This is a genomic window from Flavobacterium sp. SH_e, assembly GCF_025717045.1.
Lineage (GTDB): Bacteria > Bacteroidota > Bacteroidia > Flavobacteriales > Flavobacteriaceae > Flavobacterium.
On record NZ_JAOVZN010000005.1, the window covers coordinates 652,905 to 669,473 of the forward strand.

17 protein-coding genes are annotated in these 16,569 nt (G+C 31.7%); 9 read left to right on the top strand and 8 right to left on the bottom strand.

Annotated elements, in window-relative coordinates; genetic code table 11:
- Positions 1–44 precede the first annotated feature (44 nt).
- From OD917_RS10745 to OD917_RS10785, 9 genes are all read left to right on the top strand, one after another.
- Positions 45–1,046 carry an RDD family protein gene (locus OD917_RS10745; RefSeq protein WP_263523525.1) on the top strand — a complete coding sequence of 334 codons (1,002 nt, stop codon included), beginning with the start codon at positions 45–47 and terminating at the stop codon, positions 1,044–1,046.
- 110 nt (positions 1,047–1,156) lie between these two features.
- Positions 1,157–2,122, top strand: coding sequence for a Gfo/Idh/MocA family protein (locus OD917_RS10750; protein ID WP_095927680.1), 966 nt, complete (start codon positions 1,157–1,159; stop codon positions 2,120–2,122).
- Positions 2,123–2,216: 94 nt separating this feature from the next.
- Entirely contained in the window at positions 2,217–3,104 is an 888-nt protein-coding gene (locus OD917_RS10755; protein ID WP_263523526.1) for a 3-hydroxyacyl-CoA dehydrogenase family protein, read from the top strand.
- Positions 3,105–3,144: 40 nt separating this feature from the next.
- On the top strand, positions 3,145–3,675 hold the full coding sequence (locus OD917_RS10760) for a hypothetical protein (protein WP_263523527.1): 531 nt from the start codon (positions 3,145–3,147) through the stop codon (positions 3,673–3,675).
- Positions 3,666–4,322 (top strand): YggS family pyridoxal phosphate-dependent enzyme, encoded by a 657-nt coding sequence (locus OD917_RS10765; protein ID WP_263523528.1) that lies wholly within the window; start codon positions 3,666–3,668, stop codon positions 4,320–4,322. The genes OD917_RS10760 and OD917_RS10765 overlap by 10 nt, the downstream gene beginning before the upstream one ends.
- A 77-nt stretch (positions 4,323–4,399) precedes the next feature.
- On the top strand, positions 4,400–5,761 hold the full coding sequence (locus OD917_RS10770) for an exonuclease domain-containing protein (protein WP_263523529.1): 1,362 nt from the start codon (positions 4,400–4,402) through the stop codon (positions 5,759–5,761).
- A 28-nt stretch (positions 5,762–5,789) separates the two neighbouring features.
- Complete coding sequence (locus OD917_RS10775) at positions 5,790–6,629, top strand: ion transporter (protein ID WP_263523530.1); 840 nt, start codon at positions 5,790–5,792, stop codon at positions 6,627–6,629.
- Between the two features lie 153 nt (positions 6,630–6,782).
- A complete protein-coding gene (gene miaA / locus OD917_RS10780; protein ID WP_263523531.1) occupies positions 6,783–7,703 on the top strand; it encodes a tRNA (adenosine(37)-N6)-dimethylallyltransferase MiaA in 921 nt (306 codons plus the stop codon).
- A gap of 81 nt (positions 7,704–7,784) precedes the next feature.
- A complete protein-coding gene (locus OD917_RS10785; protein WP_263523532.1) occupies positions 7,785–8,531 on the top strand; it encodes an acyl-[acyl-carrier-protein] thioesterase in 747 nt (248 codons plus the stop codon).
- A 180-nt stretch (positions 8,532–8,711) separates the two neighbouring features.
- Here the strand turns inward: OD917_RS10785 and OD917_RS10790 are convergent, their stop codons facing one another.
- The 8 genes from OD917_RS10790 to OD917_RS10825 form a co-directional block, all read right to left on the bottom strand.
- On the bottom strand, positions 8,712–9,245 hold the full coding sequence (locus OD917_RS10790) for a hypothetical protein (RefSeq protein WP_263523533.1): 534 nt from the start codon (positions 9,243–9,245) through the stop codon (positions 8,712–8,714).
- 75 nt (positions 9,246–9,320) lie between these two features.
- Complete coding sequence (gene prfH, locus OD917_RS10795) at positions 9,321–10,010, bottom strand: peptide chain release factor H (RefSeq protein WP_263523534.1); 690 nt, start codon at positions 10,008–10,010, stop codon at positions 9,321–9,323.
- Positions 9,998–10,609 (bottom strand): hypothetical protein, encoded by a 612-nt coding sequence (locus OD917_RS10800; protein WP_263523535.1) that lies wholly within the window; start codon positions 10,607–10,609, stop codon positions 9,998–10,000. Before OD917_RS10800 ends, prfH begins: the two co-directional genes overlap by 13 nt.
- Positions 10,610–10,620: 11 nt before the next feature.
- Positions 10,621–12,012: an RtcB family protein gene (locus OD917_RS10805; RefSeq protein ID WP_263523536.1), complete on the bottom strand. Its 1,392-nt coding sequence runs from the start codon at positions 12,010–12,012 to the stop codon at positions 10,621–10,623.
- A 552-nt stretch (positions 12,013–12,564) separates the two neighbouring features.
- A complete protein-coding gene (locus tag OD917_RS10810; protein ID WP_111290216.1) occupies positions 12,565–13,281 on the bottom strand; it encodes a response regulator transcription factor in 717 nt (238 codons plus the stop codon).
- 3 nt (positions 13,282–13,284) lie between these two features.
- The gene (locus OD917_RS10815) at positions 13,285–14,874 is read right to left on the bottom strand and encodes a sensor histidine kinase (protein WP_263523537.1); all 1,590 of its coding nucleotides are present in this window, start codon (positions 14,872–14,874) and stop codon (positions 13,285–13,287) included.
- A gap of 59 nt (positions 14,875–14,933) precedes the next feature.
- On the bottom strand, positions 14,934–15,530 hold the full coding sequence (coaE, locus tag OD917_RS10820) for a dephospho-CoA kinase (RefSeq protein WP_263523538.1): 597 nt from the start codon (positions 15,528–15,530) through the stop codon (positions 14,934–14,936).
- Between the two features lie 2 nt (positions 15,531–15,532).
- Positions 15,533–16,531 (bottom strand): glycosyltransferase, encoded by a 999-nt coding sequence (locus tag OD917_RS10825; RefSeq protein ID WP_263523539.1) that lies wholly within the window; start codon positions 16,529–16,531, stop codon positions 15,533–15,535.
- Positions 16,532–16,569 lie beyond the last annotated feature (38 nt).

The window sequence follows — 16,569 nt, forward strand, 5'->3', positions numbered from 1 at the left end:
CTATTTTTGATTTATGCACTAACCTAAATGAATTCTAATATTTTATGAAAAAAACTATACTTGCCTTATCTCTACTTTTTTCACTAATGGGGATTTTAAAATCCTTTTTTTTTGTCTTTTATGATTTTGAAGATGTTACGGCATTTTTAAATTTTATACTACTAGATATTCAGCCATATGGCTTCGCAGGAATGGATATTTATATCCCTAGACACGTAATTCATGGCGCTTCAGGCGGCACTATTTCACTGGGACTTGTAAATTTCTTTTTTATTTTAACTTTCCTTTTAGGCACTTTAATTTATTATTTTTCAAAATACAAAGAAACCAAACTGTTAGCTTTCAATTATTGTCTAGTTTTTTTAGATTCTATAACAAAGATAATCTCTTTTATTATTTTTTTTAATTTGGAAAAACTAAATATTTACAGTGTTTCTTATATAACAATGACGCTATTTTACATTTTCATCTCCTATCAGTTCCTAACCAAAGAGCTAAACCCTAAAGGAATTGAAGATAATATTCAAACAACTGAAAATGTACTTGAAAACGCATCAAACACAAAACGCTTTTTAAACTTATTCATCGATTCTTTCATTATACTTGCAATTGTATTTGGATATATTGAATACGCAGATCGACGTAACGACATAATGACTTTTTTCGGCTATTTCAAAAGTGCTTTTGGTGAACAATATGCTGGAATAGTATTCTTTTGGACCGTTAAATTTATATATTATCTATTATTTGAATCTATTTTTAAAACCACACCGGCAAAATTTATAACATCATGTTATATAACAGACGAAGAAGGAAATTCACCAAATTTTCAAATGATTTTGAAACGAACATTACTTCGATTTATTCCGTTTGAAAGTTTCTCATTTTTGCTTGGAAAAAATTTACACGATGATTATTCAGACACTTATGTTGTCAATAAAAAAACAGATCGCAAAATTGAAGATCGATATACACAATTTTTAATAATCTCATTCGGAATACTTTTAGTTGTATACTTCACTATGTTTAAGAGAGATTTTTATTAATTAATAAAAACACAAGTAAGATTGATTTAAATTATCAAATCACGAAATCTTTGTAGCATTCATTTTCACGTTCAACAAATAAATTATATTTTTGTTTAAAATACATTCTCATGTTAAAAGTAGGAGTTTTAGGTGCTGGTCATCTTGGTAAAATACATTTACGCTTATTACAACAATCTGACAAATACGAATTAGTTGGATTTTACGACGAAAATCAAGAAAATGCCGAAAGAATCTCAAAAGAGTTTGGCTATAAAAACTTCAGCACAATTGCAAAACTTATTCACGCTGTCGACGTGATTGATATTGTAACTCCAACACTTTCGCACTACAAATGTGCAAAGGTTGCGATCAAATCTGGAAAACATATCTTTATTGAAAAACCAATTGCCAATACTGTAGAAGAAGCTGAAGAAATTATTGCTTTAGCAAAAGAATACAATGTTAAAGGACAAGTTGGTCACGTAGAGCGTTTTAATCCCGCTTTTATTGCTACAAAAAACATGATCGAAAACCCGATGTTTATAGAAACGCATCGTTTGGCCGAATTTAATCCGCGTGGTACAGACGTTCCTGTGGTTTTAGATTTAATGATTCATGATATTGATGCTATTTTAAGCGTTGTAAATTCAAAAGTAAAAGATATTCACGCCAGCGGTGTATCTGTAATTAGCGACACGCCAGATATCGCCAATGCTAGAATCGAATTCGAAAATGGCTGTGTTGCCAATTTAACGGCAAGCAGAATTTCGTTAAAAAATATGCGTAAATCACGTTTCTTTCAAAAAGACGCTTACATTTCTGTTGACTTTTTAGAAAAGAAATGCGAAGTAGTGCGTATGAAAGATGCGCCAGAAGTTCCTGGAGATTTTGATATGATTCTTCAAAATGCTGAAGGTGTAAAAAAACAAATCTATTTCACTAATCCAGATGTTGAGCAAAATAATGCTATTTTGGACGAATTAGAATCTTTTGCAAATGCAATTAATACAGATACTACGCCAGTTGTAACACTTGAGCAAGCTACAGATGCTTTGCGTGTGGCTTATCAAATTATTGATTGTTTCGATAAATAATTTAAAGAATTTTAAAAATAAAATTAGCCACGAAATTCGCGATAAAATTGTGAATTCGTGGCTAAATTGTAAAATATAATATATTAAAAGTAATATGAAAACAATAGCTGTAATTGGTGCAGGAACAATGGGGAACGGAATTGCGCATACTTTTGCACAAAGCGGATTTACTGTAAAATTAATCGATGTTTCTGAAAAATCATTAGATAAAGGAATGGCAACTATTGCGGCAAACTTAGATCGTATGCTGTCTAAAGGAACTATTACTCAGGAAGATGTTGCCAAAACAATCACGAATATTATTACTTATACAGATATTAAAGATGGTGTTGTTGGCGTAGATTTAGTAGTTGAAGCTGCAACTGAAAATGTTGAATTAAAACTAAACATCTTCAAACAATTAAACGAATATTGCTCACACAATACGATTTTAGCAACCAATACTTCTTCAATTTCAATTACACAAATTGGAGCTGTTGTAGCACATCCTGAACGCGTTATTGGAATGCACTTTATGAATCCAGTGCCTATTATGAAATTAGTTGAAATCATCCGCGGATACAATACAAGCGATGAAGTAACTAAAATCATCATGACTTTATCTGAGAAATTAGGTAAAGTTCCTGTTGAAGTAAACGATTATCCAGGTTTCGTAGCAAACAGAATTTTAATGCCAATGCTAAACGAAGCAATTGAAACTTTATATAATGGTGTTGCTGGAGTTTACGAAATTGATACCGTAATGAAATTAGGAATGGGACACCCAATGGGACCATTACAATTGGCCGATTTCATTGGTCTTGACGTTTGTTTAGCAATCTTAAATGTAATGTACGACGGATTCAAAAATCCTAAATATGCTCCTTGCCCACTTCTAGTAAATATGGTTAGAGCTGGAAAACTTGGAGTTAAATCTGGCGAAGGTTTTTATGATTACAGCGAAAGCAAAAAAGCAGAGAAAATCTCGAAGCAGTTTATCTAGGATTTCCATTTCAAAAGTAAGTTTACTTTTCGTATAAAATATGATTACATTTAAGGGAGAACATAAAAATTTAAGAGCACGGATTTTTAGCGAACAACCTTTTGCTTACTTATTTGTATTTGTAATTTATACATTTGTAATTTCTCGATTTTTTGAAGACAAAAACCTAAAATATTACGCATATTTTCTTGAATTAGCTCTTTTAATATTATGCATTATATTAGCTTTAAATTCATTTAAAAGTATTATCAATTTAGTTACCATTGATGAAAACAAAATAATATTAGAAGGTGAAGATTTTAATACTAAATGGAAAAAGTCAATTTCATTAAAAGAAACAAAAATTGAAGCAAAATGCAAGGGAACTCGAGGTGGTCTATGTAGTACCACATTTTACTTAAAATTAAAAAATGGAAAAAACAGTTATACTATAAATTCATTTCAAACATTTTCAGACAAACAAATACTTGAAATATTTAATGAATTTAAAAAGTATAAGGGCGAAAAAATTATAATTGACGAAAAGTTAGATATAATGAGAATCGAAGAAAAAATAGAAAAATGTCAATAGCGTCAAACTTAAATACAATTAAAGCAAGTTTACCTGAACATGTAACTCTTGTTGCCGTTTCAAAAACAAAGCCTGTCTCAGATTTGATGCAGGCTTACGAAGCAGGCCAGCGCATTTTTGGAGAAAACAAAATTCAGGAAATGACTGAAAAATGGGAAGAAATGCCTAAAGATATCCAATGGCATATGATTGGTCATGTTCAGTCAAATAAAGTCAAATTTATGGCACCGTATGTCACTTTGATTCATGGTGTTGACAGTTTGAAATTATTACAAGAAATAAATAAACAAGCTTTAAAAAACAATAGAATTATAGATTGTCTTCTTCAAATATACATTGCAGAAGAAGAATCTAAATTTGGTTTGGACGAAAATGAACTAAATAAACTTTTAACTTCTGTAGAGTTTAAAGAGTTGAAAAATATTCGTATCTTGGGTTTAATGGGAATGGCAACTTTCACAGAAAATCAAAACCAGATTAAAAAAGAATTTACCCATTTAAAATCGATTTTTGATTCAATTAAAAAATCTCATGAAATTAACGATTTGACCATTATTTCAATGGGAATGTCTGGAGATTATCAATTAGCAATCGAATGCGGAAGCACAATGGTTCGCATTGGAAGCAGCATTTTTGGAGGGCGCTAAAATTCTCAATCTTGAGACGCACTACAGTGTGCCTCTACAAAAAACTGAATACTAAAAACTGAGACTGAATACTGAATTTGTACGCAATACTTGACATAGAAACCACTGGGGGACAATTTAATGAAGAGGGAATTACCGAAATCGCTATCTATAAATTTGATGGGCATGAAGTAGTTGATCAATTCATCAGCCTTGTCAATCCTGAAATTCCGATTCAGCCTTTCGTAGTAAAACTGACCGGAATTAACAATGCTATGTTGCGTTCTGCTCCAAAGTTTTACGAAATCGCCAAACGCATCATCGAAATTACTTCAGACTGCGTAATTGTGGCTCACAACGCTTCTTTTGATTACAGAATCCTTAGAACAGAATTTCGACGTTTAGGTTATGATTTCGAAGCCAAAACACTTTGTACAGTAGAATTAGCAAAAAAACTAATTCCAGAACAACCTTCATACAGTTTAGGAAAACTAGTGCGCGCACTCGGAATTCCAATGGCAGACAGGCATCGTGCGAGCGGAGACGCGATGGCTACGACAAAGCTGTTTAAAATGCTTTTGGAAAAAGACACAGAGAAAACAATCGTAAAAGATTTTATAAAACTCGAAGTCGAAAAAGGAATTTCACCAAAATTCTTGGACATTTTAAGCCAAATGCCAACCAAAACTGGTGTTTATTATATTTACAATGAAGCAGGGACTTTGATTTATATTGGCAAAAGTCAAAATATCAAAAAAAGAGTTAATCAGCATTTTACTGGAATTACAACCAAAAGCAAAAGAATTCAGGCAGAAGTCTTTACCATAACTTACGACGAAACTGGAAGCGAACTAATTGCGCTTTTAAAAGAAAGCCAAGAAGTAAAAATCAATCGTCCTAGATACAATCGTTCGCAAAAAAAAACCGTTTTCCCTTTCGCATTATATGCTGAAAAAGATTCAAACGGATATATCAATTTAAAACTTGAAAAAGCAGACGGACGTAAAAAAGAAATTACATCTTTTGCTTCTTTACAAGAAGGCAAAAATGCGCTTTTTAGATTTACAACAAAATATCATTTGTGCCAAAAGCTAACCGGTTTATATCAAACAAAAAAAGAGTGTTTTCAATATAAAATCAAAGAATGTGATGGCGCTTGCATTGGAGAAGTTACACCAGAAGTTTACAATTTAAGAGTTCAGCAGTTTATCTCGGAAAACAGTTTCGAAAATAAAAGTATGATCTTAATCGACAGAGGCCGAAATATAAATGAAAGAAGTGCAATTTTAATCGAAAACGGAACTTATAAAGGTTATGTTTATTACGATTTAAATTATCAAATCACAAATATTGATATTCTCAAAAACATTCTGATACCAATGCAGCACAACAGAGATGTAAAGAATATTATTCAAAACTACATCCGAAAAAGCAAATCATTAAAGATTCTTAATTTTTAAAATGTAACCTTTCATCATCTTATAAGATATGAAAAACAAAAAAACAAAATACGAGCATTTCAGAGAAAAAGTCAAAATTATCCTTTATGGCACAGATACCATCTTAGGGCGAATGTTCGATTTAATTCTTTTGGGCTTGATTTTGCTTAGTGTTCTTTTAATAATGCTCGATACTGTTCAAGGAATTAGTTATAAATATCACGAACAATTATTAATTTGCGAATGGATAATTACGATATTTTTCACGATTGAATATATTCTGAGAATTATATCCATTCAAAAACCAATAAAATACATTTTCAGCTTTTACGGAATCATCGATTTACTGGCTGTATTACCAATGTATTTATCGATATTTTTTCCTGGGGCAAGTATTTTATCTATTGTAAGAGCATTACGTTTTCTTCGATTGTTCAAAATTTTACATATTCCGCAAATCAATCATCAATCTTTACAATTAAAAGAAGCCATTGATGCAAGTAAAGAAAAAATCCTAGTTTTTATTTATTTCGTTTTAATCAGCACCATAATTATTGGATCAATAATGTACTTGGTTGAAGGAAAAGAATCAGGATTTACAAGTATCCCGATGGGTATTTATTGGACAATTGTTACTTTGACAACAGTTGGTTATGGAGATATTTCTCCGCAAACTCCTTTAGGTCAATTTATTGCAGCATTTGTAATGATTTTAGGTTACGGAATAATTGCAGTTCCAACAGGAATTGTCACAGCCGAATTTGCAAAAAGCAGTCTGAAAAACAATGCTGTAAATAGTAAAAAAACATGCAGAAAATGCCAGTCTCAAGTCCATTTTGACAATGCTAAATATTGTTATCAATGCGGGACAGAATTGCCAAATAATTAAAATAAGAAGCTAATCCAGCTGTACATTGCAACTCCTCCTTATCTTTGTTGTTTTTTTAAGTCACAAAAGGAGCTTCCGCTGGTCGCTCTTTTATTCCAAAAAAAACAAACAAATATAAGTCCGGAGTTTACATTTCCATCTGGGCTAAAAAATATGAAGTACCTTATAACCATTGTCGGACCAACAGCTATCGGGAAAACTGCCTTAAGCATTGCTTTGGCACAACACTTTAAATGCGAAATTATTTCTTGCGACAGCCGTCAGTTTTTTAAAGAAATGACGATTGGAACCGCCGTTCCAAATCAAGAAGAATTAAATGCAGCGAAACATCATTTTATTCAAAACAAATCTATTTTCGAAAATTATACCGTTGGCGATTACGAAAAAGACGCAATTTCAAGACTAGAAGAATTATATCAAAATAATGACTTTGCAATTTTAATTGGAGGATCAGGTTTGTACGTCGATGCCATTTTAAAAGGTTTTGATGAATTTCCAGAAATAAATCCGGAAGTTCGATCTGAAGTAAATTCAAACTATGAAAAGTTGGGAATCGAATATCTTCAAGAGCAATTACAAAATTTAGATCCAGATTATTATCAAAAAATAGCAATTGAAAATCCACAAACATTACAAAATCCACAACGAATGATGCGTTTTGTAGAAGTTTGCATTGGATCACAAAAACCATATTCTTCATTTCTAAATTTGAAGAAAAACAACAGAAACTTCACTCCTATTTTAATTGGCTTAGACGCCGACAGAGAAATCATTTATAGCAGAATCAACCAGCGTGTCGATATTATGATGGATATGGGATTGTTGGAAGAAGCCAAATCACTTTATCCTAACAAAGAGTTAAATGCCTTACAAACAGTCGGCTATAGAGAATTATTTAGTTATTTTAACGGAGAATTCTCTTTGCCATTCGCAGTTGAAGAAATAAAAAAGAACACAAGAAGATTCTCTAAAAGACAATTAACGTGGTTCAAAAGAAACGAAAATACAAAATGGTTTGATTACGCAACAGATAGAAAAGAAATCATAAATTACATAGAAAATCTTCTAAAGTAAACAGAGTCTTTTCTCTTTCATCTTTATTCTATTTTCCGCAGGAAAAATCTAAAATCAACAATCTAAAATCTAAAATTAGCAATGCCTATATCACCAAATTTCACATCAGTTTTAAGTAAAGACTGGGAAATTAATTTTACACAATGTACGCCAAACGGCTACTTAAAATATACCGATTTGTGCAATCTTTTACAGCTTACCGCTGCTGCACACTCTGAAGTTGGCGGAATCAGTTTTACAGATATGCAGGAATTTGATCAAGCTTGGGTTTTAAGCAGAATGCGTGTAGAAATAACTGCTTTACCAAAATGGCAAGATGTTGTAACAGTAAAAACTTGGATTAATAGTCTTGAAAATTCACGTTCGGTTCGTGCGCTTGAGATGTATGTAAACGGAAAAAAGATTGTTGGAAGCGAAACTTATTGGGCTGTTTTTAATACCAAAGCACGCCGCCCAGAAGCTTTGGCTTTGCCTTATGAACATTTTGAACTTTACCCAGATAATAGAGCAACTGTTGAAGGTTTCTCTAGAATTAACATTAATCCTGATAAAGAATCAGTTTTCAAAAAAACGGTTTATTTATCTGATTTAGATATTGTAAATCATGCAAATAATGTAAAATATCTGGAATGGTGTCTAGATCATGTTGATGCAAAAAGAATTCTTAAACAAGAAGTTAAAAGCTTCGAAATGAATTTTCTAAAAGAACTTTCTCTAAACGATCAGGTTGTTATTCACGAAAATGAAAATGAAGATCATTCAGCAACAACATTCAGCATTACAAAAGGTGATAAAAATTGTTTTGCATTAGAATTACACTGGAAATAAAATTTCTCTGCTATTTCCACAATCTTGTCATTTCGACGAAGGAGAAATCTCCTCCAGTAGCTCCGCATCGAGAGTCATCTTTATGGAGTTACTTGCGAAGATTTCTCCTTCGTCGAAATGACAAACTTTGTGTATTTTAAAAAAAAACGATGCAATTTTGCATCGTTTTTTTGTTTAAAATCATTTCGATTTCTTTTTAGATTTTTTCTTCTTTTCTTTAGATTTCTTTTTTTCCAACAAATCTACTTTATCCTTGATTCGTTTTTCTACTTCACTAATCCCAGAATCATAATCGTGTTGAATAGAATATAATTTTGCTTGCTTAATTTCTTTCAAAGCTTCTTTAAATTTATGCTGCACTTCTAACAAAACGGCTTTCTTTACAAAAATCATAGATTTATTTATTCCTTTAATAGTCAAAGCAAACTCAATCAATTTTTGAGCTTCTTCGAAATCTTCATTCACAATTAAAGTCTGCAAATAATACGGATAAACTTCAAGAGCATGAATATTAATCGCTAAAGCTTCCTGAAAATAAGATTTCGCTTCTTCATAATTCATTAATTGTTCTGCCTGAATTCTTCCGTATAAACACAAAACCATTGTATTTTTATTATCATAAGAAAAAGCATAATCCAAAGATTCTATAGTTTCTTCAAGTGAATAAGGGTAATTGTCCAAAGCTTGAAAAAGGTATTTATCAATTGTTTTCATTTTATGTGTCGATATTTATTGTTTTTTTGGTCACATATAATTCGCATATAAGCATTGTTTTTTGCGACCAACTTTTTAATTATGCTCATTTCGTAAATCGTTTTTTAGTTTCTGACGGGTTCCTTTGTAACTTTTCTCTACTTTATTCTTTTTAAAATCACTTCCAGTAAAAACTCTCACAGGATTTCCTCGTTGTATATTAAGCTGATTCTCCCATTGTTTTCCTATATGATTTTTAAGCTGAAGCAATTTCTCGTCTTCTAGTTTTTTAATTAATCTTTCTGTTGCCAGTTTTTTGTTTTGATGTTGCGAACGGCTGTCCATTGAAACTACTGCAATTCCTGTTGGAATATGAGTTGCTCGAATAGCAGAACTCACTTTATTTACGTGCTGTCCTCCTGCTCCCGAGCTTCGCATTGCCTGATATTGAATATCGTTTTCAGAAAACAAGCTATCTTTCTGTTGTTCAATTTCAAAGATTCCAATAAACCAGTTTTTACGCTTGTGCATTTTCCTAAACTGACTTTGACCAATCCATTGAATAGTACCAATCCAAGAATTCACAAATCGATCTGCATTTTTTCCTCTTATAGCAATCGAAGCTGTTTCTACAGTTCCGTTTTCAATTCCAGCTTCTCTTTGCAGTAAAATCGTTTCCAATTGCTGTTCTTGCGCTTCTTCCAAAACTTTTTTAAGCACTTGGGCAACCACCCAAGTGCATTCTGCAGGTCCGCGACCCGCTGTTATCTGAATTATTCTTTCCATTTCTTTAAAATTTTAAGCAGCTTTTCTCTATTTTTTGCTGCTTTTACAAACTGCGGAAGTCTAGAAACCATAGTTCCATTACCACTTCCTTCATTGTTTCTTTCTCGCAAATCTGCTTTAATATATCTTTCCAAATAATCAATATGATTGAGATTGTAAGCCCAGAAAAGATTTCCGTTAACTTCCTTTTGAAACCAAAGCGGTAAATCATACCACATTTCTCTCGCTAAACCATTGTCAAGTTTTGATTCTTCTCTAACTCTATATGTTTTCGTTTTCCATTCCTCTTGAAAATTACAATGAGGACATTTCGTTTTGTACGTTAAAGGTTTCTCTTTTAATGGTTGTGACTGGTATTCAAATTTTTCGTAGCAATTATTACAATACTCTTTGCCAAAAGCGACGTATTGATACACAGCCTGTTTTATTTTATAAAAGCAATTTTTGCATTCAAAAACCATACTGTGACATTTTCCGCATTCACATTTTTCCTTTAATTCTTCTTTAACAGCTGCTTTCGATTCGCATTTTGGACATTTAACCAAAATCTCATTATAAAAGCTTCTCAACCATTTGTTTTCGTCTTGAAATCTTTCCATAATTTTAATTTTTAGCGATCCATTCTAACAATTTTAGGCGTGAATGTTCCTAAAACTTCGACTAAATCTGTTTGGTTTGCCATTACTTTTTCAATGTCTTTATAAGCCATTGGAGCTTCGTCAATATTCCCGCCTATCAAAGTCACATCGTGTTTCTTCAATTCTTTGTTAATCTGACTTTGCGTAAAACTGCTCTTACATTTAGCTCTAGAAAACAAACGTCCCGCGCCATGCGACGCCGAATTCAAACTTTCAGCATTTCCTTTTCCTTTCACAATAAATCCTGGCGCTGTCATCGAACCGGGAATAATTCCCAACTGACCTTCACCTGCAGGTGTCGCTCCTTTTCTATGCACAATACATTCCTGAGCGTTTACCATTTCTTTCCAAGCAAAATTGTGATGATTTTCTATCGTTACCACTACTCTTTTCCCGATTGCTTTGGCAATTCTTCTGTGAATATCATCATGACAAGCTTTTGCATATTCTCCAGCCAAATTCATAGCCAGCCAATATTCCTGACCATCATGTGTGTTCAAATCCAGCCAAGCTAAATGCTGAACATTTTTCGGCAACGGACATTGTTTAGTCGCTAGATAAGTGTAATGTTTTGCAATATTAGCTCCCAATCCGCGGGAGCCGCTGTGTGATAAAACAGCAAAATATTCTCCTTTTTCCAATTTCCATTCATTCTCCGGATTATCAATTTTTGCAATTCCAAATTCTACAAAATGATTTCCTCCACCTGAGCTTCCTAGTTGTTTGTAAGCTTTTGGTAAAAGATTTTTTAACAACGGAATATCCTGAAATTCACTTTTATGAAAAACTTCATGATCGACTCTTGAAGATTGCACTTCGTTCATTCCGAACTTGGTATTATCTCTTAAAATTGCTTCTAATTGATGTTCTCTTCCTTTGAAATGAGAAGCTGGCAAATCAAAAATCGAAAGACTCATTCTACATCCGATATCAACCCCAACACCGTACGGAATAACCGCATTATCAGTCGCCAACACTCCGCCAATTGGCAATCCGTAGCCTGAATGCGCATCTGGCATTAAAGCTCCTGCAACCGAAATTGGAAGTTTCAATGAATCATATAACTGAAATTTTGCTTGCTGATCAATTTCATTTTCGCCAAAAATCGCAAAAGGCGCTCTGGTTGTTTTTAACTGATGCATTCTTACTTGAACAGGTTTGATTAAACCTTCAGCAACTTTTCCCCATGTTCCGTTTCCTTCATATTTTTCAGGATTTAACAGTACGTCTTTTGCTTCTGTTAGAATAGATTCCTTTTTTTCTCTTTTTCTATATCTGTTTATTTGCCCTAAGGCGATGTTTATTGAATTGTTTTTTGGAAAACCCAATTTAATCAGGTCTTTTCCAGATAATTTATTTCCCATAAATTTTTTAATTATTTTATTTTGGGCGTACTAATGAGTTCTAAGTTTCATAAAATTCAAAATGAAACATTAGTGCGCTGAATTTTTTATCCGTTCGGATAAATTTTTAATCTTTTTTCGGGAAAATTTTGAAGTGTCTAGAATAAAAAAAAGCCCGAAACTTATAGTCTTCGGGCTTTTTTATATATCTAAAAATGTATTTCTAAGATTGAAATAAGCCACGAAGAATTACTTCACCAAAACCATTTGGTGTAAAGCTCTGAGATGTTGATGTAAGTACAAACACTATTTCTTCGTTTTAAAAGGTTATTATTTTTTTCGTCTGCAAATATTCAGAATTGTTTTTTGATTTTCCAAATTTATTTTAAAGAAAATTCATCAAAATAAATTTTAGAAATATTAGCAGAACTTACAAAACCATAGCTACTAATTTAAAAATCAAACAATTACAAGAAAACTTATATCAAAAAAAATAAATCAAAAATTTTGGATTAATGAACAAAAAAAGCCCTGATTTCTCAGAGCTTTTTATATTATTTAAGTGAATTTCAATTATTCAGTAACTTTGCTTTTTACAACTAATCTGAATCCTTCACCGTGAATATTTAAGATTTCAACATCTTCATCTGCTTTTAAATATTTTCTCAGTTTCGCGATGTAAACATCCATACTTCTTGAAGTAAAGTAGTTATCATCTCTCCAGATTTTAGTTAAAGCTAATTCTCTCGGCATTAAATCATTTTCGTGAAGAATTAACATTTTAAGCAATTCATTTTCTTTTGGAGATAATTTAATTGGCTCTTCATCTTGGTAAGTCAAGAATCTAAGTTTTGAATTTAAATGGAATTTACCAATGTTAAACTCAAACTGAACTTGCTCAGCTTTTGTATCAGCAGATTTTCTTTGAATGATTGCTTTAATTTTCATTAAAAGAACTTCTGAATCAAAAGGTTTATTTAAATAGTCATCTGCACCAGCTTTATAACCTTTTAACACATCTTCTTTCATAGATTTTGCTGTTAAAAAGATAATTGGCACTTCACTGTTCTTTTCTCTAATTTCTTTGGCTAAAGTGTAACCATCTTTATAAGGCATCATGACATCAAGAATACATAAATCATATACATCTTTCTTGAATTTTTCGAAACCTTCCATACCGTTTTTAGCTAAAGTAACTTCAAAGTCATTTAACATTAGATAATCTTTAAGAACCGCCCCAAAATTTAGGTCATCTTCTACTAAAAGTATTCTTTTGTTAGTATTTTCCATATTTTAATTTATTAATGGTATTTTTATTATAAAGGTGCTACCCTTTCCTTTTTCGCTTTCTACATATACTTGACCATTGTGATCTTCTACTATTCTCTTTACGTAAGCAAGTCCTAAACCATGTCCTTTCACATTATGAAGATCTCCAGTATGTTCTCTGTAAAACTTCTCAAACACTCGTTTTTGAGCTATCTTACTCATTCCTAACCCATGATCTCTCACTTTTATCAAAATCATATCTTTAATGTTCTCAGTAAAGATTTCGATTTCTGGTTCATCGGGTGAATATTTAATGGCATTTTCCAAAATATTAACCAACACGTTTGTAAAGTGAACTTCATTTATCAAAGAGGTTGTTCTTGCCGCATTATAATGCTTTACTACAGTACCTTTTCTGTCTTCTAGAATTAAGTTTACGTGCTCTATCGCATCATCAATTACATCTGTAACCACGGTTGGTTCTTTTGTAATATCAAGCTCTCTCTTTTCTAGTTTAGAAATACGCAGTACATTTTCAACCTGAGCGTGCATTCTTTTATTTTCGTCCCTAATCATTTGAAGATAACGATAAACCTTTTCTTTATCTTCAATAACTTTTGGACTTCTTATAGCATCTAATGCTAAATTTATGGTTGCAATTGGAGTTTTAAACTCATGCGTCATATTATTAATAAAATCGGTTTTGATTTCAGAAATATGCTTCTGACGCAATAATTGATTTAACGCACTTGTGTATGCAACTATAATAATTAATGTAAAAACTATAGATAAAATAGTTATACTTAACAATTCAGATAATAAAAATTTCTTTTTATGCGGGAAAGTGACCGATAATTCATACCTACTATTCCCTTCATTATCCGTATAAATAGGAATACTGTAAGTTGCTTCTTTATCTAAAGAATGAAATCCATCAGATTTAATCTTGGTTGGAATTCCACTACTATATATCCCAAATTCGAACTTCGTTTTAACCTCATATTCTTCCAGTTCTTTCTTCAATAATTTATAAAGCTTGTCTTTTGTAATCCTCCCTTCGATTGGAGTTAAAGCCGCAATATCTTTATATTGAATCTGCTGTTGAACTTTATTTAGAATATCTAAACTTCCTGATTTTTCAATTTTTAGATCAGGAATAATACTTTGTCCTAAATTATTATTATCGATACCGTTGTTGTTGTTATAAACCTCAGTTACCCTTTTTGAACTAAAATTTTTAAAACGCTCACTACTGAACTTTTTATTAAAAAGCGACCCATTGATGTCATAATCTTCAGATGTTAACGTGCTTGAATAAACAATTGTTTTATTTGTTTTTGGGTTTCTTTGCACATAAAGCACTTCCAGTAAATCTTCTTTTTTTGGAATTTTCCCCGTACTGTCTTTTATACGGTTGTATTTGTCATAGAAACTGTACTCTTCTTGTTGCTCAAGCTTATCTGCAACATTTCCAATTACTTGAGTAACGTGGTATTTAAATTGCTCTTCATTATTTTTGAACGAAGAATTGAACCAAAACACTTGTACCAGAATTATCCCTATCAAGGACAGACTCATCAGTAAAACAAGTATTCTAAAAAATAATTTATTCATCGAAACAAAATTAATATTTTAACAATATACTAAATAATACATTAACCAAATATTAACATTTAAGACTGTTTTTGTTTTATATTTAAAATTTTAAGAATTTTAACAACTTCTTCTTTAGCATTTTTAAGATTATTGTTATTAATCACGAAATTGCTCTCAGAAATTCGTTTTTCGTCATTCCACTGCATTTTCATTCTACTTAAAACTTGTTCCCTAGTAGTTTTATCTCTCTTTATAACACGTTCTATCCTTACTTCTTCTGGGGCCGTAACGGTTATAATTACATCACAATCTTTATAACGTCCGCTTTCAAATAAAATGGCTGCTTCGTACATAACATAATCATGATTTTCATACTTTTTCATCCAAGCCTCAAAATCACTTTTTACCGCTGGATGCACAATTGCATTTAATTTTCCTAATTGCTCTTTATCATTAAAAACGATCTGAGCTAATTTTGCTCTATCTAAAACTTCTCCATCAAAAATACTGCCACCAAAAGCAGATTTTACTTCTGCGAGAATATTTTTTGATTGCATTACTCTTTTGGCACCATCATCAGCGATATAAACAGGAACGCCCATTTCTTCAAAATAGTTCGCAATAGTTGTTTTACCACTGCCAATTCCTCCTGTAAGACCAATAACTTTTGTCATTCTTATAATTTAAAAAACATACGCGGAAAAGCTTCCTGTGGTTTTTTCTTTAACAAAATCACTTTAATATATGATTTAAGAAATCCTGTTCCGTAACCAAAAAATTGTTTCCACACTGCAATTACAGATAGATATCCAATCTTAATACTTTTATTCTGAACACTAGCTGTAAGAAAAATTATAACGAAATATACGAAATATAATTGTAATAAAATATCAATATTGAAAATTAACAATAAAAAAGCTAATAATAATCCCAGAATAAACAAGGTAGGAAAGAAAAAAGTTAATTTATTATGTTCTGGATACCAGCTATTTAAAATAGGTCTTGCAATTCCAAATTTATTAACCTGAATAGAAAATTTTTCCCAATCAATTCTTCTTTTATGGTACACATAAGCTTCTTTAAACAGCTTTGTTTCGAAACCTAAATTCCATAAACGAATCGACAAATCAGGATCTTCTCCTGGGTGGATGTTTCCAAAACCTTTTGATGCTTCAAAGGCTTTTTTAGAAATTCCCATATTGAAACTACGCGGCTGAAATTTGTTTATTTTCTCAGAACCACCTCTAATTCCACCAGTTGTCAAAAAGGAAGTCATAGCAAAATTGATGGCTTTCTGAATATCAGAAAAACTATCTAAAGCTTTATCTGGCCCTCCAAAACAATCTACATAATTGCTATCTAATTCTTTTCGAACTTCTGTCAAATATTGCGACGGAATAATACAATCTGAATCAAAAATGATAAAATAATCGCCTCTCGCCCTCTCCATCCCAAAATTTCTGGAATCTCCCGGTCCTGAATTTTCTTTAAAATAATATGATATATTTAATTTTCCTTGATAATTCATCACCACGTCTCGACATGGAATTGAAGATCCATCTTCGACAAGAACAATTTCAAAAGCTTCATTATAATCAGATTTTGAGAGACTTTCCAAAAGCTCATCAACTTCATCAGGACGATTATACACGGGTATAATTAAAGAAAAAATCATAGCAGAATGCGCGTTATTAAGGGGTATATTTTTAATGT